Here is an 18,874-nt window from a genome sequence, read left to right as displayed (position 1 = left end):
GGAAGTGGCCCTGCGTGCAGCAGGTACAGGAAATAATTAATGCCATTAACTATTTAAGTCAATAAAATATTTTTGCGAGAAAACCTAAGCCGCTATCATTCACACATGCCCTCCCCACCAACCAAGGAGCGACGGTGAGCGGACTACGTGAACGTCAGAAGGCACTGCGCCGCAAGGCCATCTCGGCAGCGGCCGTGGCGCTGTTCCAGCGCCAGGGATTTCGCGAAACCACCGTCGAGCAGATCGCCCGCGATGCCGGTGTCTCAGCGCCCACGGTGTTCAACTACTTCGGCAGCAAGCACGAGATCATCCTGGAGATGATCAAGGAGGCCGACCGCCGCGCCCTGGTCGACGTGCACACGCGCATCCGTGACTTCGACGACCCGATCGACGCGCTCTGCCATCTCGAACACATCCTCGTCAGCTATGCGTTGCACGTGCTGCCCCCCGCACTTTGGCGCGAGCTGCTGCCGCTGGTGCTGGTCGGTGGCAACGGTGGCCTGCCCGAGGCCTACCGGCAGATGAACCGGGGCCTGCAGGCCGAGATCGCCAATGTGCTGCGCGAGCTGCAAGCGGCCGGCAAGCTGCGCGCCGACCTGGACGTGGAGCTGGCCGGCTTTCTGCTCAATGACTATTCGCACCTGCAACTGCTGCGCCTGACCGCCAGCGACGAGCTGGACATGCAGGCCCACTCGGCCACCGTCAGAGCCACCACGCGCCTGATGTTCGAAGGCATGCGCGCCTGATCGCATCCAACAGGCGGCCGACCTGCCCTGATGCAATCCAGGCGGCAACCTGACAGCACACTCTCACGGCCCGGCCATCGCCTCGGCGCGGATTCATCCGCGATGGCACGGCGGAAAAACCACAGGTCCGAAACATTCTGCAAAGGCTTAATACAGCGTTAAGCCAACCCCTCACACAATCGGCACCAGGTTCATTACCGAGGTTCCGCACATGGAACTACCCTGGGCGCATCATGATCGTCCCGTTGCCCGCATCGGCCGCGGCGACAGTTACGAACTCCACCTGGCCTCCCCCGACAGCGCACGTCGTGTTGTCCTGGAGCAGTTCATTCGCCAGCGCTTCGAGTTGCAGCACGGCGCGCGCATCCGTCACTTCATGCCCTGCCTGTTCGGCCTGGAAAACCCGGCCGGTCAGCTGCTCGGCGCGGTGGGCGTACGCAGTGGCAACAGCGGCCCGCTGTTTCTCGAGCGCTATCTGGACGAGCCGATCCAGACGGCCATCGGTGCGCGCCTGGGCAACAGCGAGCCGGGCCGTGGCGAGGTGGTGGAGGTCGGCAACCTGGCCGCCGACAGCCCTGGTGCGGCGCGCCTGCTGATCGTCGCCCTGACCGATCTGCTGGTGGCCCTGGGGTTTCGCTGGGTCACCTTCACCGGTACGCCGACCCTGCTCAACAGCTTCCAGCGCCTGGGCCTGACCCCCATCGCCCTGGGTGAAGCCAATCCGGCGCGCATGGGCGAAGAGCTGGCCGACTGGGGCAGTTACTACGACAACCGTCCGCTGGTCATGGCTGGCGACATCCACGGCGGCCATCAGCGTCTGCTGCAGCTGGGCGCCTATCCGCGTCTCGGCCATCAACCGTTCTATGCCCTGGAGGACATGCCTGATGTGGTCTGCAGCTGAATCCCTGTTCGCCCGCCTGGCCGAGTTCGGCCCGCAGATCGCCCTGGCAGAAGGCGAACGCACCCTGACCTATGCCGAATTGCTCGGCGCGGTCGCGGCGCGTGGCAGGCACCTGCGTGCTCTCGGTACCCATCGCGTGGCACTGGCCCTGGACAACGGCATCGACTGGGTACTGTGGGATCTGGCTGCGCTGCATGCCGGCCTGGTCTGCGTACCGGTACCGGCGTTCTTCTCCGCCGAGCAGCAGCGCCATGTGCTCGACAGCGCCGGCATCGACTGCCTGATCGGCAACGGCGCCCCCGGCTTCGCCAACGTGGAAGCCAATATTCATCGCCGCACGGTGGCACAACCAGCTGCGCTGCATGCCAACACCTGCAAGATCACCTACACCTCCGGCACCACTGGCCAGCCCAAGGGCGTGTGCCTGGACCTGGCCACCCAGCTGGCCGTGGCCGGCAGCCTGGTCGAAGCCAGCGCCAGCCGCGATGTGCAGCGGCACCTGTGCATTCTGCCGCTGGCGACCTTGCTGGAGAACATCGCCGGCGTCTATGCGCCGCTGCTGGCCGGCGCTCGGGTGGAATTGATGCCCATGGCGCAGATCGGCCTGACGGGCGCCAGCGGCTTCGACCTGGCGCGTTTTCTCGAAGCCCTGCAAGCGGTCCAGCCGAACAGTCTGATCCTGCTGCCACAGCTGTTGCTGGCGCTGGTCAGCGCTGCCGAGCGCAAACTGCCGGTGCCGGGCTCGCTGCGCTTCGTAGCCGTCGGTGGCGGGCGCGTCTCCGCCCAGTTGCTGGAACGGGCCGACGCCTTGGCGCTGCCGATCTTCGAGGGCTATGGCCTGTCCGAATGCGCCTCGGTGGTGTGCCTGAACACACCCGAGCAGCGCCGTATCGGCAGCACCGGCAAGCCGCTCGGACACCTGCAGGTAACACTGGCCGCCGACGGCGAAGTGCTGGTCAAGGGCGCCCGCATGCTGGGCTACCTCGGTGAGCCGGCGCCGCAAGGTGAATGGCTGAGCACCGGTGACCTCGGTCATTTCGAGCAGGGTTTCCTGGTGCTGCACGGGCGCAAGAAGCATCAGTTCATCACCGCCTACGGACGCAACGTCAACCCGGAGTGGGTCGAGTCCGAGCTGGTGCAGCAGTTGCCCCTCGCCCAGGCCTGGCTGCACGGCGAGGCGCTGCCAGCCAACGTCGCGGTGCTGGTAGCGCGTTTCCCCAATACCCCCGATGCGCAGTTGCAGGCCGCCGTGGATGCCGTCAACGCAGGCCTGCCGGACTACGCCCGCGTGCACCACTGGCTGCGCGCCGATGCCCCTTTCAGCGCGAGTAACGAGCTGGCCACGAGCAATGGTCGCTTGCGCCGCGCCGCCCTCTTCACCCATTACCAAAACGCCATCCATGAGCTGATGGCGGAAGGAGTAAACGCATGAGTTTCTACGAATCCCTGCTGGCCCAGACCCAGGCCGAACGCGACTACCTGCTGGGCGCGCCGATCATCCATCAGGCCATGACCGGCCAGGTCGCCCTGCACAGTTACATCGCCTTCCTCACCGAAGCCTACCACCACGTCAAGCACACCGTGCCGCTGCTGATGGCCTGCGGTGCGCGTCTGCCGGAACGCCTGGAGTGGCTGCGCGAAGCCATCGCCGAGTACATCGAGGAAGAAACCGGCCACCAGGAATGGGTGCTCAATGACATCGCTGCCTGCGGGGCGGACAAGGAAGCGGTGCGCAACGGCACCCCGCACATGGCCACCGAGCTGATGGTGGCCTATGTCTACGACCGCATCGCCCGGCACAACCCGGTGGGTTTCTTCGGCATGGTCAACGTCCTCGAAGGCACCAGCATTGCCCTGGCCACCCAGGCCGCCGGCATCATCCAGGACAAGCTGCAGTTGCCGGCCAAGGCCTTCAGCTACCTCAACTCCCACGGCAGCCTGGACCTGGAGCACATCGAGTTCTTCAAGAAACTGATGAACCGCCTGGACAACGACGATGACAAAGCCGCTGTGGTGCACACTGCCAAGATCGTCTACCGCCTGTACGGCGACATGTTCCGCAGCCTGCCGCTGTCGGGCGAGGAGTAAGGTCATGCAACCGACGGATTGCCGTGCCCTGCTGACCGGTGCCAGTGGCGGCATCGGCCTGGCCCTGGCGCATCGCCTGGCCAGCGAAGGCGCTCATCTGCTGCTGGTAGGCCGTCGCCTGGAACCGCTGCAGGCGCTGCTGCAGAGCTTCCCCCAGAACGTGCAGCTGGTACAGGCCGACATCGCCACCCGCAACGGACGTGATGCGCTGGTCGCTGCCGCGCAGAACTTCGGCGGCTTGAACTGCCTGATCAACGCAGCCGGGGTCAACCGCTTCGGCCTGCTCGACCAACAGGACGAGCAGCAGATCGCTGAGCTGATCGACCTCAACGTCACCGCCACGCTGCAGTTGACGCAGCGCCTGCTGCCACTTCTGCGCGCACAACGGCGCGCCCTGGTGATCAATGTCGGCTCCACCTTCGGCGCCATCGGCTACCCGGGTTTCGCCGCCTACTGCGCCAGCAAGTTCGCCCTGCGCGGTTTCTCCGAGGCGCTGCGCCGCGAGCTGGCCGACACCCATGTGCGCGTCCTCTATTTCGCACCGCGTGCCACCCATACGTCGATGAACGTGCCCAGCGTGGTGGCGATGAACGATGAGCTGGGTGTGGCCATGGACCACCCCGAGCAGGTGGCCGATGAGCTGCTCGATACCATCCGCCGCGAGCAGGAGGAACGTCACCTGGGCTGGCCGGAACGCCTGTTCGTGCGCCTCAACGGTCTGCTGCCACGCGTGGTCGACCAGGCCCTGCGCAAGCAGTTGCCGATCATTCAACGCTTTGCCCGCCACAAGCACTGAGGAGATTTCCCGTGAACGCATTTCGCACCCTGATCATCACCGCCCTCGGTTTCACCGCCCTGCCCGCCTTCGCCCTCAGTGACAACGGTCAGGCTCAGTTGCAGCAGTTGCAGACTCGCTGGGCCGAGATCAATTACCAGACTCCGCAAAAGCAGCGCGAAGAGGCCTTCGCCAAGCTCGTCACACAGGCCGACGCGGCCCTGGCCAGCGAGCCCAAGGCACCGGAACTGCTGATCTGGCGCGGCATCATCCTCAGCACCCAGGCCGGCGCCAAGGGTGGTCTCGGCGCTCTGGGCCTGGTCAAGGAGGCCAAATCCAGCCTGGAACAGGCGCTGGCCATCGATCCGCAGGCCCTGGCCGGTTCGGCCTACACCAGCCTCGGCAGCCTGTACTACCAGGTGCCCGGCTGGCCGATCGGCTTCGGCGATGACGAACAGGCCGAGAAAATGCTCACCCAGGCCCTGGCCATCAACCCGGACGGCCTCGACCCGAACTACTTCTATGCTGACTACCTGCAACGGCAGAAACGCTACGAGGAAGCTCGCGCCGCCCTGGAAAAAGCCTTGGCCGCCAAGGATCGCCCGGGCCGTGAACTGGCCGACAAGGGCCGCCGTGCAGAAGCCCAGGCGCTTTTGCAGCAGGTCAAGAGTAAACTCAAGTAACTCGGACGCACCCTTACAGGAGTTGCCATGCGCATTCTTCTCGTCGAAGACGACCAGGCATTGGGCGAAGGCATTCGCACCGCACTGAAACCCGAAGGCTATACCGTGGACTGGCTGCAGGACGGCGCCAGTGCGCTGCATGCGCTGAGCCACGAGAGCTTCGAGTTGGCCATTCTCGACCTTGGCCTGCCGCGCATGGATGGCCTGCAGGTGCTCAAGCAGCTGCGCGCCAACGCCAACCCGGTGCCGGTGCTGGTGCTCACGGCACGTGACGCCACCAGCGACCGCATCGCCGGCCTCGATGCCGGCGCCGATGACTACCTGATCAAGCCCTTCGACGTCGCCGAGCTCAAGGCACGCCTGCGCGCCCTGCTGCGGCGCAGCTTCCAGCGCCCCGAGCCGGCGCTGGAATACCGCGGCATCCGCCTCGATCCGGCGAGCCAGGTGGTCGAATACCAGGGCCAGACCATCAACCTGCCGCGCAAGGAATTTCTCCTGCTGCACGAGTTGTTGATCCAGCCCGGTCGTGTGCTGACCCGCGACAAGCTGCAACAGGCGCTGTATGGCTGGGACGAGGAAGTGGAAAGCAACGCCCTGGAAGTGCACGTGCACCACCTGCGCAAGAAGTTCTTCCCAGAGCTCATCCGCACGGTACGCGGCGTCGGTTATCTGGTGGACAAATGAGGTTGCTGAAAACCTTCGGCTCCATCCGCACCCGTCTGCTCGCCCTGCTGCTACTGCTGATAGCGGCCAGCTTCGGGCTGATCAGCCACAAGATCTACAACGACTCGGTGCACGAGGTACGTGAACTGTTCGATGCGCAACTGGCGCAGACCGCTCGCCTGCTCATGGGCCTGGTACGTCACGACCTCAGCGAGACCGAGCGCCGCGAAATGCAGGCGGTGCTCGACGAGGCCCTGCTGCTGCACAGCGCACGCAACCCGGACAACCTGCTCGGCCACGAATATGAAGGCAAGCTGGCTTTCCAGATGCTCGACGACGATGGCGAGCTGCTGTTCCAGTCCGCCAGTGCTCCGCCCGGCCTGCTCAACGACATGATCGAGCAGCTCGGCCTGGCCCTGCCCAATGATCAACAGCCGATGCGCGAACGCCTGGCGCAGCTGGCCCGCTACCTGATCGGCTACCACACCCTGACCATCGGCGAGCACCAATGGCGGGTGTTCGTCCTGCACGATAGCCGCGACTACCACTGGGTACTGGCTGGCGAGCGCGAAGACGTGCGCGGCGAGCTGATCGGCAAGATCGCCCAGCGCAGCCTGCAGCCGCTGCTGATCAGCCTGCCCATCGTCGGCCTCCTGCTGTGGCTGACCGTGGGCTGGGGCCTGTATCCGCTCAAACGCATGGCCGATGCCATTCGCGGCCGCGCGCCGGACAACCTGGCGCCCCTGGTCTTCCCGCCGCTGCCCAACGAACTGGAGCCGATGGCCGCGGCGCTGAACCGCCTGCTGATGCAGGTCAACCAGTTGCTGGAGCAGGAAAAACGCTTCATCGCCGACGCCGCCCACGAGTTGCGCACGCCCCTGGCCGTGCTGCGCATCCACGCGCAGAACGCCCTGGAGGCACCGGATCCGGGTGACCGCGAAGAGGCGCTGAAACAGCTGGGTAACGGCGTCGACCGTGCCACCCGCGTGGTCGCCCAACTGCTGACCCTGGCGCGCCTGGATCCCAACGGCGTGCGCCTGAACATGAGTGACCTCGACCTGCTGGCCTTCCTGCGCAGTGAACTGGCCGAGCTGACACCACTGGCCCTCAATCGCGGGCAGGAGCTGATTCTCGAAGCGCAGGAGCCTGGTGACTATCAGTTGCCGGCGGATGGCCCCAGCCTGGGCATCCTGTTGCAGAACCTGGTGAGCAATGCCGTGCAGTACACGCCGACCGGCGGCTGCATCCAGGTACAGTTGCAGGCTACGCCGCAGAATCTGGTCCTGCAGGTACTCGACAGTGGCCCCGGTGTGCCGGTGGAGTTGCGCGAGCGCTTGTTCGAACGCTTCTTCCGCACTGGCGAAGGCCAGGGTGCTGGCCTGGGGTTGTCCATCGTGCGCCGCGTGGTCGAATTGCATCAGGGCAGTATCGCCCTGGACGAATCACCGCTCGGCGGCCTGCGCGTCAGCGTGCATCTACCTCGACGTGGCAGCAGCGCGACGGCGTGATCACAGCGACCCGGTTGACGAGCCATCATAGCCATCACTAATTACCAGAATAGAGACAATCCGTTTCATCAATCGAAGCGGTTTCCCGATCATGCACGCCTGTTCCCCCCCTCACAGGAGCCACCGCGCATGAGCCTGATCAAACGATTCTTCCAGCAGCCCCGCACAGCCCAGCAAGCCGAGGCCGCCAAGGCGCAGGAACATCCCAACTTCTGGATGTACCAGTGACTCAGGCGTTGGCACCCACCACCCTCAGCGGTACCTGACGCCCGGCCTTCTGAGCCAGGTAGCGGGTGCAGCTGACGCGCAGGAACGAGGCGAAATTGACCACTTCGCCGCGAAAGTCCATGACCTCTTCATACAGCTTGGCGATCAGCTGGTTGGTGGTCATGCCATCGACCTCGGCGATTTCGCGCAGGATGTCCCAGAACTGATTTTCCAGACGCAAGGTGGTCACCACGCCACGGATGCGCAATGAGCGCGAGCGCGATTCGTAGAGGATGGGATCGGCCTTTACATAGAGTTCACACATCGCCTTGATCTCCTCGTGAGCGTCGTCGCCCGGACGCGATCCGGGGGTACCGACAATGGTGCGCCCCCGAATGGCATCCGGCTACCTGGGTTACAGGCGAATTTCCGTGCCGAGCACCTTGAGAAACGCCGCCAGCCAGGCCGGATGCGCAGGCCAGGCCGGCGCGGTGACCAGCTTGCCCTGCACGTGGGCCTGATCCACCGGAATGTCCACATAGGTGCCGCCGGACAGCCCCACCTCCGGCGCGCAGGCGGGGTAGGCGCTGCACTCGCGGCCTTCGAGCACGCCTGCGGCAGCCAGCAGTTGCGGGCCATGGCAGACGGCGGCGATGGGCTTGTCGGCCGCGGCGAACGCCTTGACCAGGGCGATCACATCGGCGTTCAGGCGCAGATACTCGGGCGCGCGGCCACCGGGCACCAGCAGCGCGTCGTAGTCCTCGGCACGCACCTTGGCGAAGTCATAGTTGAGGGCGAAGTTGTGGCCCGGCTTTTCGCTGTAGGTCTGATCGCCCTCGAAATCGTGGATGGCGGTGCGCACCGTCTGCCCCGTGACCTTGTCCGGGCAGACCGCATGCACGGTGTGGCCGACCATCTGCAGCGCCTGGAACGGCACCATGGTTTCGTAGTCCTCGGCGTAGTCGCCGACCAGCATGAGAATCTTCTTGGCAGCCATGATCGTCTCCTGAAGGTAGGTGGAACGAACGCCATTATTCGCCCCTGTTACTTCCGACAGGTAACAGCCGGGTACTACTCCCCGCCTTGCCGGAGATCAGATACCGACCTTGTCCAGCGACTCACCGATCGAGCGCCAGAAACCACGCTGCGGCCGCTCCGGTTCCTGATCGCTGGCCTCGATACGCGCCAGCGGCTGAACCTGGCGGGTGGCCCTCAACTCGGTCTGCGCCAACTCGGCTGACACCAGCTGCAGCGGGCCTTCGCCAGCGCCGCCGGGCACAACGCCGCTCGGGGGCGGGCCGTCCTCGTCGTAACGCAGGTAGTAGGTGGCGCCGACTGCAGCGTCGAGGGTGAAGCTGGCGATCAGGGTGAAGTCGAACGGCCCGTCGGCCAGCAGCGTCCAGAAGCTGCCTGCCAGCGGCCGGCGCATCTCCAGCTTGTAGTTGGCGGCATCGAACTCCAGCACCAGGTAGCCGTTGCTGGGCAGGCTGCCGATCAAGCGGTTGTCGAGAAACAGCCCCGGCGCCTCCAGCTCCTGGTCGGCCCAGTCGTTGCGCGGGCGATAGAGATAGACCAGCGCATGGTTCTCGTCACTGAGCCTGTGAGGCGCGAAGGCTTCACCTTGCGTGGCACCGAAGAAAGCACCCGGGGTGGAACAGGCGGCCAGCAGGACGATGGGCAGCAACCACAGCAGACGGCGCATCGGTCATTCCTTCTGATGATGATGCAGCGAGCTTAGCCGCGCTGTGCAGCGGCGGCACCCGACGAAAGTGCGGCCCAGCGCTACCCGCCCGAGAGTCGATCAGGCGAACGAAAAAGGCCGGCATCGCGGCCGGCCTGATGGTGTTTCCATGCGACTCAGAGTGCGTACTTCTGCAGGTTCGCCATCATCTCCTTGAGCGCCTCGACGTTGTCCGCCGGGTGCGCAGCGCCCTCGAAATCGCAGATGCGTTGCCACTGCGCCGCCACGTCCTCCGGGCTGAAGCCCGCCTTGGGATCGAAACCGGCGCCCAGGCTGCGCTCCCAGCGCACCTTGCCGATCCAGCCGCCGCCGACCTCGAACAGACCGCCGCTGTCCTGACAGGCCGCACTGCCCAGGTACACCACCAGCGGGCTGACCAGCTCGGGCCCCAGTTGCTCGAACACCTGCGGCGGGATCAGACCTTCGGTCATGCGCGTGGCACCGGTGGGGGCGATGGCGTTGACCAGGATGTTGTTCTTGCGGCCTTCGATGGCCAGGGTACGCGTCAGGCCGTATAGGCCGAGCTTGGCCATGCCGTAGTTGCTCTGGCCGAAGTTGCCGTAGATACCGGAGGTGGACGAGGTGAAAATTACCCGGCCGAAGTTCTGCTCGCGCAAATGTGGCCAGGCCGCGTGGGTGGTCTTGTAGGCGCCTTCGACGTGGACCTTGTAGACCAGATCCCAGTCGACGTCCTCCATCTTGGGGAAACTCTTGTCGCGCAGGATGCCGGCGTTATTGACCAGCACGTCGATGCGGCCGAAATGATCCAGCGCGGTCTGCACGATCTTGTCGCCATCGGTCACCGAGTCATGGTTGGCCACCGCGCTCCCGCCGAAGGCGCGAATCTCTTCGACCACCTTGTCGGCAGCCGAGGCGTTGGCCCCTTCACCGTGGGTGCTGCCGCCGAGATCGTTGACCACCACCTTGGCGCCGTGCCGGGCGAACAGCAGCGCATGGGCACGACCCAGGCCACCGCCGGCGCCGGTGACTATGACTACTTGATCTTCGAAACGGATGGCATCGCTCATCGGCAGCTTCCTCGGGCAGGTTGTGAATGCGCCGAGTGTCAGGCAGCCCCGCGTGCTTCACAAGGCGCGCGGGGCTGCTGAATGACGGCCGATAATGCGACCTTATGCGGCTCAGTTACCAGTGCCGGAACCGGAACCGGAACCGGAACCCGAGGAGCCTGAGCCCGAACCGTTGCCGCCAGTACCATCGCCCGACCCAGCACCCTGACCGCCCGGGTTGCCCTCGGTGTTCGGCCCTTGAACCGGCGGGATGCCATCCTCGTCGTCGGCCGGAGGCATCGGCTTGGTGTCGTCCGGCGTCGTCGGCATGGTAGTGCCCGTAGAGGTGCCGCCACTGGACTCGGTATCGGCAAGAGCCGGCAGCGCCATCGCGCCCAGAATCCCGCTCAGCAGCAGTGCAGATAACGTCTTGTTCATCGCTAACCTCGACTTTCCTGTGAGTGACACAGTTACTGAGTCGCTCACGAAGACCGAGGTTCGACAAAAATTATTCGAGCGCCCGCCCCTGCTCAGACCATGCGGATCAGGCTCAGGTGGTTGTACAGGTGCAGCACGTGCGCCTCGGCGTATTCGGCATGATCGAGCGCACCGTAGGCGAAGTGCGGCTGTAGCTCGCCCTCGTGAGCGGCGAAACGTGCGAACGCCACCTGCAAGCGCTGCAACGCCTGCGCCTGACTGGCCGGCTCACTCAGAGCAGCGGCGCCGGGGATCGCTTCATCCAGCGGATGACGCATCGCCCCGCGCGCACTGAATACGGCGAACGCCGCAGGGCCCAGGCTGTGGCGAAACCAGGCCGGCTTCAGCTCGGGGTAACCGTCGATGCAGTAGTCGATGCTCTGCGCGCAGTGATTGAACACCTCGCTCGGGCTCCAGCCACGAATGCTGCGCAAGGTCTTGCCATGCAGGTCCGCCAAGACCTGGCGCGCGCCCTCCAGGCTGACGTCTGCCGGTCGCGGCCCCCCTGGCAAGGCCCAGTAGCCGACACCGAGTGCGGCGACGCCGCCAAGTGCAGCGCCTTTGAGCAGGGTACGTCTACGCATGCGCGCTCCTCGCATCGCGAAACTGCAGGTAATGATCGAGCACGGCGGCTGGCGCCTCCAGCTGTGGATAGTGGCCGATACCGTCGAGCAGCACCGTGTCGGCGCCGCTGATCAGCTCACGGTAACGCGCCACCATGTGCGCGCCGGAGATCGGATCGAAGGCACCATCGATCACCCGCATCGGCAGCGTCGTGGCCTGCATCGCCGAGACCCAGCGCTGGCGCTGCTGACGCCGCTCGGGCATGTAGCGAATCAGGCGATGCATCACCGCCGGGCCATCGTTGTAAGCCACCAGTTGCCACAGGGCATCCAGCTCGGCGTCACTGGCCTGGGTGTGCGGGCCGAAGATGCGGGCAAAACTCTGCGCCAGCTTGCGCCGCGAAAACAGGCGTCCGATCAGCGGCCCCAGTGGCCCGAGCAACAGCTTTTGCACCCGCACCGGATGATGCGTCTCGGGGAACAGGCCGCCATTGAGGAACACGCAGCTCGCCAGCTGCAGCCGCCCCTGCTGATGCCGCGCGATCAGCTCCTGAGCGACGCTGTCGCCATAATCGTGGGCCAGCACGTGCAGCGGGCGTTGCTCGCCGACATGGGCCAGCAACGCCTGCTGCAGATCGGCCTGCTCCAGCAGGCTGTAGGCATGCCCGCGCGGCTTGGCCGAATAACCGAAGCCGAGCATGTCGCAGGCAATCAGCCGGTAGCGCTCGGCCAGCGGCGCCCACAGGCGGTGCCAGTCCCAACTGGCGGTGGGAAAACCGTGAATCAGCAGCAGCGGCTCGGCGTCGGCCTCACCGCCCAGCCAGTAGCGAATCTGTCGACCGGCGAAATCCAGCGTCAGCGCCCTTGCCCTCCAGTCATCCAGCTCGATCCCTGGCAAGCCCGTCACTGGTCATAACCCGGCATCTGCTGGTCCAGCTTGCGCAACAGTGCCGGCCACGGCAGCGCTCCGCCCATGCCCTGTGACGTCTTCATCACACCCGCGACCATCGCCCGCGCACCGTCGAGAATCTGCTGCGGAATGTGGATCAGCGCGGCACCGCCGCTTTGCGCCATGACCTGGATCTCGCAGGCACGCTGCAGGATGAACATGCCGAGGAAGGCATCGGCAATGCTGCCGAACGCGGTCAGCAGTCCGTGGTTGGGCAGGATCATGAAGTTCTTGTCGCCCAGGTCCGCCTGCAGCCGCGCCTTCTCGTCATGATGCAGCGCCACCCCTTCATAGCCGTGGTAAGCCAGGCTGGAGAGAACGAACAGCGATTGCTGCGACAACGGCAGCAAGCCCTGCTGCTGCGCCGACACGGCGATGCCGGCTGGCGTATGGATGTGCAGCACGCACCCGACGTCCTCGCGCACCTCGTGCACGGCACTGTGGATGGTGTAACCGGCCGGATTGATGTCGAACGGGCTGTCCATCAGCTTGTTGCCCGCCAGGTCGACCTTGACCAGGCTCGACGCGGTGATTTCGTGGAACATCAGCCCGTAGGGGTTGATGAGAAAGTCCTCGGTGCCCGGCACCTTGGCGGAGATATGCGTGAAGATCAGGTCGTCCCAGCCATAGAGGGCGATAAGCCGGTAGCAGGCGGCGAGGTCGACGCGCGCGCGCCATTCGACCTCGGACACCTGATTCTTCACGGCAGGGAGCTTCAGCGGAGCATTCACGGCGGTCACCTCGATATTCTTGTTGATCGGTGGTGTCCGCAGTCTAGCCAGGCGCGTCGCCGGCGATAGTTGCCCTGGCAGCCATGTTGATGGCTTTACGAGTCACGGCGCCGATGCGCCGCGGGGCGATAGGCAGGTATTCGCCGTCTTTATCGGCAGTAGCCAACCTCGGGCAAGCGACCAGCCCGAGGTGTCGCGAGGCTGCGCGTCAAGCCTTCAGCGCGGCAGCGAGGTCGTGCAGCCAGGGTTCGGCATCGGCTTCCGGGGTCACCGTCTCGCTGGAGTCCAGACGCAGCATCTGCGCCACCTCGCGCAGGCCCAGCTCGGCATACAGCTCACGTATCAGCTCGCCGCCGCCGCAGAAGGTGTCATAGCTGGAGTCGCCCAGCGCCAGTACTGCAGCCGGCTTGCCGCTCCAGGCCGGCAGGCGGTCGCGAATTTCGCAGTACAGCGGCAGCAGGTTGTCCGGCAGTTCGCCCATGCCGGTGGTGGACGTCACGGTGAGGAACGCATCCGGCGCAAAGGCCAGCAGCTCCTCGAGGCTCATGTTCGACTTGTACCAGGCATCCAGCCCGGCGGCCTTGAGCAGGCGCTCGGCATGACGAGCGACTTCCTCGGCCGTGCCGTAGACCGAGCCCGAGAGAATGGCGACTTTCATGACAACTCCAGAAACAGGAAAAACGCCGCGCATTATGCCGCAAGTGGACAGCCCGACCCGATGTTTTAGAATGCAACGCACCTCCATCGCGGAACCGGACCCATGATCAATGCCAAACTGCTGCAACTGGTAGTCGACGCCTCCAACGATGGCATCGTGGTGGCCGAGCAGGAGGGCGAAGACAATATCCTGATCTACGCCAACGCGGCATTCGAACGCCTGACCGGCTATACCTGCGATGACATCCTCTATCAGGACTGCCGCTTCCTGCAGGGCAGCGACCGCGCCCAGCTCGGCCTGCAGGCCATTCGCGAAGCGGTCAAGGCCGGCAAGCCGTGCCGTCAGATCATTCGCAACTACCGCCAGGATGGCAGCGCCTTCTGGAACGAGCTGTCGATCACGCCCGTGCTCAACGAGAGCGATCAGCTGACCTACTACATCGGCATCCAGAAAGACGTCACCGAGCAGGTCGAAGCCAAACAGCGCGTACGCGAACTGGAAGCGGAAGTGGCCGAGCTCAAGGCCGAACTGACGCGGCTGAGAAGCTGACGAACGGCCAAAACTATCCTCCGGCAGCGCAGTCAGATGAGTTTGTTCACATGCAGTCTCATCCCATGCAAAGCGACCCGCTGCTGACTCAGGACGAACTGGATTTCATCCAGAAGATCGTCTCCAAACCTGCGCAAAAGCGACGCACCAATGTTGCGCCGCAGTTGACGCTGGGCGAACAACTCAATGAGCTTCTGGCCCGCCTCGGCGGCGAAGAACAGTTGAGCCTGGACACCCACACCGACCAGCAGCACCTGAGTTTTCCCCTGCACCTGATTCAGGATGGGCACAGCCAGTCGCGTCTGGAGCTGGGCGCACCCTTGATCTTCGAACAAGGTGTGAGCGAACGCCCCTGGCGCCTCGTGCTGCCCATGGCGCTGACCCTGCTCGACAGCAGTGATCGCCCCAGCGGCCTCAAGGCGCTGGAGTTGTCGAACAACGGGATGCGGGTGAAGTACAGCAAGAGCGGCACGCCGGCCAAGGATCAATTGCTGCAGCTGCTTCTACCGCAGGGGCAGCGCGTACAACTGCGCGCCCAGCTGGTCAGGCGCGTCGGCCAGACGCACTACGCCTACACCCTGCAGACGCTGCATGCTGAAGATGAACAGACCCTGCGCCAGTACCTGTTCGAGCAGCACAGTGAACTGCACCTGCAAACGGCGGCGGTTGGCTGAAGCGCCGCTTCAGGTGTCGAGGTGACCGGCCAGAAACTGCTGCAGACGACGCTGCATCAGACGCCCTTCATTACCCAGACAGGCAATGGCCGAGCCGGCCAGACTTTCCTCCGCCAGATCGGCACTGTCACCGGCCAGCAACACCGGGCATTGCAGCCCCAGCGCCAGACGTGCCAGCTGCCGCGGAAATTCCTCGCCTGGCGGCTGATTGCTGAAGACCACCAGCGCCTGCGGCTGCATGCGTTCGCAGACCAGCGCCAGGTCGGTCAAGGGTACTCCGGGGCCCATCACCGTCACTTCGATGTCCTGATTGCCCAGCAACAACGCGGCAACCAGCAGCTCCAGCTCCCGGCAGTGACTGGGTAAAGCCACCAGCAGAATACGCTCGCGCGAATCATCACGCCCCAGTTGCAGGCGCTGCAGGCAGCGCCCACGCAGGAAGCCGTCGAGCATCAGCCACTCGCCGCGTTGGCCCACTTCGTCCTGACGCAGCAACAGCTCCTGCCAGACCGGCATGAAGATGTCCTGAAACACCACCGGCAGCGGATAGCAGGAAAAAATCTGCCCGTAGAGGCGTTCCAGGCGAGGCTCGTCGAAGTTCTGCAGCGCACTGCGCAGCTGCTCCTGCCACTGACTCCAGTCGTCACCGCTGACTTCGTTGTAGGCGGGCGCAGCGGTGCTGCGACTGCCGGCACTCTTGGCCAGGATCGAGCCGACCTTGCTGACCGCGACGCCGCGCTCGATCCAGGCGAGGATGCTGCGTACTGCATCGATATCGGCTTGCGAATAGAGGCGATGGCCGCTGTCGGTCCGTGTCGGTTGAATCAGGCCATAACGCCGCTCCCAGGCACGCAAGGTGACCGGGTTGACGCCGGTAAGACGGGACACCTCACGGATGGGGAACAGCTCTTCCTGCTTCAACGCGCTGGACGTAAGCGATGTGACGGAGGCGAGTTCGGGCATGGCTTCGGGCATCATGGCAACGAATGTTCGGGAATTGTAACCCAGCTTGGCCGGGCTCACATTGTGCAAGAATTATACAAGATAGCTCCATGCACAACCCGGCTTGGTCATCGAGCCTTTGTTTCTGCGGCGACTGCTCGCTCTGTGCGCGTAAGCGGCTAGGAGTGGGGCTATCGACTGTTCTGCCGCCTGCGCCCTCATCTGGCGCAATTACCGCACCCTGACAGTGCGGCGCATTGCCGAAGAAACGACACCTGCCCGCCCCAACGCCCACCATCAGCTGGCGCTGGCTAATTTCCGCAAAACGGGAATAATCCTTGCTGCATTGTTCGTCGAGCACAGCACCCCGTGTTCGACCACGCCCAACGCCATACCCCGGCTGACGGCAACACCCGAGGAGATACACAATGTCCCCTGTAACCCTGATGGTGGCGCGCCGCGTCGCCAATGGCCGTTATCACGACTTCATCGCCTGGCTGCGTGAAGGCGAACACCTGGCCACCGACTTCCCGGGCTATCTCGGCTCCGGCGTACTGGCACCACCAGCCGGTGACGACGAATTCCAGATCGTTTTCCGTTTCAGTGACGAACAGACCATGGCCTCCTGGGAGCATTCCGCCTCACGCCAGGCCTGGCTGCAGCGTGGTGCAGGGCTTTTTGCGCAACCGCAGGAAAAGCGCGCAGTCGGCCTCGACGCCTGGTTCGGCAGCGCCCACCGCCAAGCGCCGCGCTGGAAGCAGAGCGTGGCGATCTGGCTGGCGTTCTTTCCGGTATCACTGGCGTTCAACCTGCTGCTGGGCCCTTGGCTCGCCGACTTGTCACTGGTGACCCGCGTACTGTTGTCGACGCTGGCCCTGACGCCACTGATGACCTATCTGTTCATCCCGCTATCCACGCGCCTGCTGGAGCCTTGGCTGCTGGGCAACCAGCCGCAGCGCTTGAACAGGCGAGCCGTAAGCATCGGCAAATCCTGATCGCCCCCGCCCCCACCGAATCGGCCAGCCCAGCGCTGGCCGATTTCGTTGCGCAGCCACCAACACCTATACAAAACACACAGAACGTACAGGTAACGTATAAATAAAAACCGCTCAAACATCCCTACAAAAAGCCTTGAAACTCAGACAAATAGGCCTATCCGCTGATCCTGACGGCAAAACCACATGGCCCGCATGGTTGTACAACCTGCAGCTCTGGTATAGCTTTGTCCGACGATTGACCAACATCGCCTGCCACGGCCAGGTATTGCAGGGGCGCAAGCGCCCTGCCCTCCCATGTCTCACACGAGTTGCACATGAGCGCTGCCAGCTTCCCCATTCTGATCACCGGCGCCGGCCAGCGAGTCGGCCTTCACTGCGCCGAGCGCCTGCTCGACGCGGGCCAGCCGGTGATCATCAGCTACCGCCAGGAACGCGACAGCATCGCGCGGCTGCGTGAGCGCGGCGCCATCGCCGTGCAGGCCGACTTCAGCGATGAAACGGGAATTCTGACCTTCATCGAGCAAATCAAGGCGCAGTGCAGCGGCCTGCGCGCAATCGTGCACAACGCCTCGCAGTGGCTGGCCGAAACACCCGGCGAAGAGGCCGATGCCTTTCGCCAACTGTTCAGCGTGCACATGCTGGCGCCCTATCTGATCAACCTGCACTGCAGCGATCTCCTGCTGCAGTCGGCCCAGGCCGATATCGTTCACGTAAGCGATGACGTGGTGCGCAAGGGAAGTGCCAATCGCCCGGCCTACTGCGCCAGCAAGGCCGGCCTGGAAAGCCTGACGCTGTCGTTCGCCGCGCGCCTGGCGCCACGCATCAAGGTCAACACCATCGCGCCGGCATTGCTGATGTTCAACGCCGACGATGACGACGCCTACCGCACCAGGACCCTGGCCAAATCGGCGCTGGGCATAGAACCCGGCCCAGAGGCCTTCTACCAGACGTTGCGCTATCTGCTGGACACCCCCTACGTAACCGGAACCACCATTACCCTCAACGGCGGCCGCCACCTCAAGTGAGGCGACCGCTCAGGACCCTGCCATGAGCCAACCACTTTCCCAGCAATATCGCGAAATTCTTCTAGGCCTCGGTGAAAATCCGGAGCGCGAAGGCCTGCTCGACACGCCCAAGCGGGCCGCCAAGGCCATGCAGTATCTGTGTCATGGCTACCAGCAATCGCTGGACGAAATCGTCAACGGTGCGCTGTTCGAGTCCGACAACGACGAGATGGTGATCGTCAAGGACATCGAGCTGTACTCGCTGTGCGAACACCATCTGCTGCCCTTCATCGGCAAGGCGCATGTCGCCTACATTCCTACCGGCAAGGTGCTCGGGCTGTCCAAGGTAGCGCGCATCGTCGACATGTACGCGCGGCGCCTGCAGATCCAGGAGAACCTCACCAAGCAGATCGCCGACGCCATTGCCAGCGTGACCAACGCCGCCGGCGTCGCGGTGGTGATCGAAGCCAAGCACATGTGCATGATGATGCGTGGCGTGGAGAAGCAGAACTCGGTGATGAGCAGCTCGGTGATGCTTGGCGCCTTCCGCGAGTCCTGCAACACTCGCCACGAATTTCTGCAATTGATCGGACGGAACAACTAATGCCGCGACTGGAACCCGGAATGGCGCGCATCCGCGTCAAGGACCTGCGCCTGCGCACCTACATCGGCATCAAGGAAGAAGAGATCAACAACAAGCAGGACGTGTTGATCAACCTGACCATCCTGTACCCGGCCGTCGATGCCGTGCAGGTCAACGACATCGAGCATGCGCTCAACTACCGCACCATCACCAAGGCGATCATCGCCCATGTCGAGGGTAATCGTTTCGCCCTGCTCGAACGCCTGACCCAGGAAATCCTCGACCTGGTCATGACCCACCAGGCCGTGCGTTACGCTGAAGTGGAAGTGGACAAACCCCATGCCCTGCGTTTCGCCGAGTCGGTATCGATCACCCTCGCCGGCCATCGCTGACAGCCTCCCCTGGCGGCTTGTCGCTCCCCGGCGAG

The 18,874-nt window shown here is 64.2% G+C and carries 24 protein-coding genes; 14 read left to right on the top strand and 10 right to left on the bottom strand.

Annotation, left to right across the window (positions count from 1 at the left end):
- The first annotated feature begins 134 nt into the window (after positions 1–134).
- The 8 genes from PCLY_RS02790 (at position 135) to PCLY_RS02755 (ending at position 7,364) form a co-directional block, all read left to right on the top strand.
- On the top strand, positions 135–746 hold the full coding sequence (locus tag PCLY_RS02790) for a TetR/AcrR family transcriptional regulator (protein WP_061237721.1): 612 nt from the start codon (positions 135–137) through the stop codon (positions 744–746).
- Positions 747–957: 211 nt separating this feature from the next.
- Entirely contained in the window at positions 958–1,647 is a 690-nt protein-coding gene (locus PCLY_RS02785; protein ID WP_061237720.1) for a thermostable hemolysin, read from the top strand.
- Positions 1,631–3,079, top strand: a complete 1,449-nt coding sequence (locus tag PCLY_RS02780; RefSeq protein ID WP_061237719.1) for an AMP-binding protein — start codon at positions 1,631–1,633, stop codon at positions 3,077–3,079. The genes PCLY_RS02785 and PCLY_RS02780 overlap by 17 nt, the downstream gene beginning before the upstream one ends.
- Positions 3,076–3,735 (top strand): TenA family transcriptional regulator, encoded by a 660-nt coding sequence (locus PCLY_RS02775; RefSeq protein ID WP_061237718.1) that lies wholly within the window; start codon positions 3,076–3,078, stop codon positions 3,733–3,735. The genes PCLY_RS02780 and PCLY_RS02775 overlap by 4 nt, the downstream gene beginning before the upstream one ends.
- Before the next feature lie 4 nt (positions 3,736–3,739).
- Positions 3,740–4,531 carry an SDR family oxidoreductase gene (locus PCLY_RS02770; RefSeq protein WP_061237717.1) on the top strand — a complete coding sequence of 264 codons (792 nt, stop codon included), beginning with the start codon at positions 3,740–3,742 and terminating at the stop codon, positions 4,529–4,531.
- A gap of 11 nt (positions 4,532–4,542) precedes the next feature.
- A complete protein-coding gene (locus PCLY_RS02765) occupies positions 4,543–5,193 on the top strand; it encodes a tetratricopeptide repeat protein (protein ID WP_061237716.1) in 651 nt (216 codons plus the stop codon).
- Positions 5,194–5,220: 27 nt separating this feature from the next.
- Positions 5,221–5,877, top strand: a complete 657-nt coding sequence (locus tag PCLY_RS02760; protein WP_061237715.1) for a response regulator — start codon at positions 5,221–5,223, stop codon at positions 5,875–5,877.
- Positions 5,874–7,364 carry an ATP-binding protein gene (locus PCLY_RS02755; RefSeq protein WP_061237714.1) on the top strand — a complete coding sequence of 497 codons (1,491 nt, stop codon included), beginning with the start codon at positions 5,874–5,876 and terminating at the stop codon, positions 7,362–7,364. The genes PCLY_RS02760 and PCLY_RS02755 overlap by 4 nt, the downstream gene beginning before the upstream one ends.
- Positions 7,365–7,593: 229 nt before the next feature.
- Here PCLY_RS02755 and PCLY_RS02750 read toward each other — a convergent pair whose 3' ends face one another.
- The 9 genes from PCLY_RS02750 to PCLY_RS02710 form a co-directional block, all read right to left on the bottom strand.
- On the bottom strand, positions 7,594–7,896 hold the full coding sequence (locus PCLY_RS02750) for a ribbon-helix-helix domain-containing protein (protein WP_061237713.1): 303 nt from the start codon (positions 7,894–7,896) through the stop codon (positions 7,594–7,596).
- Positions 7,897–7,986: 90 nt separating this feature from the next.
- Positions 7,987–8,568, bottom strand: coding sequence for a DJ-1/PfpI family protein (locus PCLY_RS02745; RefSeq protein ID WP_061237712.1), 582 nt, complete (start codon positions 8,566–8,568; stop codon positions 7,987–7,989).
- Between the two features lie 96 nt (positions 8,569–8,664).
- A complete protein-coding gene (locus tag PCLY_RS02740) occupies positions 8,665–9,273 on the bottom strand; it encodes a DUF2846 domain-containing protein (protein ID WP_061237711.1) in 609 nt (202 codons plus the stop codon).
- 155 nt (positions 9,274–9,428) lie between these two features.
- A complete protein-coding gene (locus PCLY_RS02735; protein ID WP_061237710.1) occupies positions 9,429–10,340 on the bottom strand; it encodes an SDR family oxidoreductase in 912 nt (303 codons plus the stop codon).
- Positions 10,341–10,451: 111 nt separating this feature from the next.
- Positions 10,452–10,757, bottom strand: a complete 306-nt coding sequence (locus PCLY_RS24990) for a hypothetical protein (protein WP_061237709.1) — start codon at positions 10,755–10,757, stop codon at positions 10,452–10,454.
- Between the two features lie 92 nt (positions 10,758–10,849).
- Positions 10,850–11,380 (bottom strand): DUF1569 domain-containing protein, encoded by a 531-nt coding sequence (locus tag PCLY_RS02725; protein ID WP_061237708.1) that lies wholly within the window; start codon positions 11,378–11,380, stop codon positions 10,850–10,852.
- Positions 11,373–12,266 (bottom strand): alpha/beta fold hydrolase, encoded by an 894-nt coding sequence (locus PCLY_RS02720; RefSeq protein ID WP_061237707.1) that lies wholly within the window; start codon positions 12,264–12,266, stop codon positions 11,373–11,375. Before PCLY_RS02720 ends, PCLY_RS02725 begins: the two co-directional genes overlap by 8 nt.
- Positions 12,263–13,039: a class II aldolase/adducin family protein gene (locus PCLY_RS02715; RefSeq protein ID WP_394326845.1), complete on the bottom strand. Its 777-nt coding sequence runs from the start codon at positions 13,037–13,039 to the stop codon at positions 12,263–12,265. The genes PCLY_RS02720 and PCLY_RS02715 overlap by 4 nt, the downstream gene beginning before the upstream one ends.
- Positions 13,040–13,247: 208 nt before the next feature.
- The gene (locus PCLY_RS02710) at positions 13,248–13,697 is read right to left on the bottom strand and encodes a flavodoxin (protein ID WP_061237705.1); all 450 of its coding nucleotides are present in this window, start codon (positions 13,695–13,697) and stop codon (positions 13,248–13,250) included.
- A gap of 102 nt (positions 13,698–13,799) precedes the next feature.
- Between PCLY_RS02710 and PCLY_RS02705 the strand changes: the two genes are divergently transcribed.
- Both PCLY_RS02705 and PCLY_RS02700 read left to right on the top strand, forming a co-directional pair.
- Entirely contained in the window at positions 13,800–14,246 is a 447-nt protein-coding gene (locus PCLY_RS02705; RefSeq protein WP_061237704.1) for a PAS domain-containing protein, read from the top strand.
- Positions 14,247–14,296: 50 nt separating this feature from the next.
- Positions 14,297–14,920, top strand: coding sequence for a PilZ domain-containing protein (locus PCLY_RS02700; RefSeq protein WP_231740098.1), 624 nt, complete (start codon positions 14,297–14,299; stop codon positions 14,918–14,920).
- 9 nt (positions 14,921–14,929) lie between these two features.
- Here the strand turns inward: PCLY_RS02700 and PCLY_RS02695 are convergent, their stop codons facing one another.
- The gene (locus PCLY_RS02695) at positions 14,930–15,883 is read right to left on the bottom strand and encodes a MerR family transcriptional regulator (RefSeq protein WP_061237870.1); all 954 of its coding nucleotides are present in this window, start codon (positions 15,881–15,883) and stop codon (positions 14,930–14,932) included.
- 407 nt (positions 15,884–16,290) lie between these two features.
- Here PCLY_RS02695 and PCLY_RS02690 point away from each other — a divergent pair, with 407 nt between their 5' ends.
- The 4 genes from PCLY_RS02690 to folX all read left to right on the top strand — a co-directional run bounded on the left by PCLY_RS02690 (position 16,291) and on the right by folX (position 18,839).
- A complete protein-coding gene (locus PCLY_RS02690; protein ID WP_061237702.1) occupies positions 16,291–16,857 on the top strand; it encodes an antibiotic biosynthesis monooxygenase in 567 nt (188 codons plus the stop codon).
- A 317-nt stretch (positions 16,858–17,174) separates the two neighbouring features.
- Positions 17,175–17,885: a dihydromonapterin reductase gene (folM, locus tag PCLY_RS02685; protein WP_061237701.1), complete on the top strand. Its 711-nt coding sequence runs from the start codon at positions 17,175–17,177 to the stop codon at positions 17,883–17,885.
- Positions 17,886–17,907: 22 nt separating this feature from the next.
- A complete protein-coding gene (gene folE, locus PCLY_RS02680; protein WP_061237700.1) occupies positions 17,908–18,468 on the top strand; it encodes a GTP cyclohydrolase I FolE in 561 nt (186 codons plus the stop codon).
- A complete protein-coding gene (gene folX, locus PCLY_RS02675) occupies positions 18,468–18,839 on the top strand; it encodes a dihydroneopterin triphosphate 2'-epimerase (protein ID WP_037003250.1) in 372 nt (123 codons plus the stop codon). Before folE ends, folX begins: the two co-directional genes overlap by 1 nt.
- Positions 18,840–18,874 lie beyond the last annotated feature (35 nt).

Origin of the sequence: Ectopseudomonas composti, assembly GCF_001567565.1 — a bacterium.
GTDB lineage: Bacteria > Pseudomonadota > Gammaproteobacteria > Pseudomonadales > Pseudomonadaceae > Aquipseudomonas > Aquipseudomonas composti_A.
The sequence above is the reverse complement of the archived record's forward strand: the minus strand, read 5'-3'. Positions and strand labels throughout refer to the sequence as shown.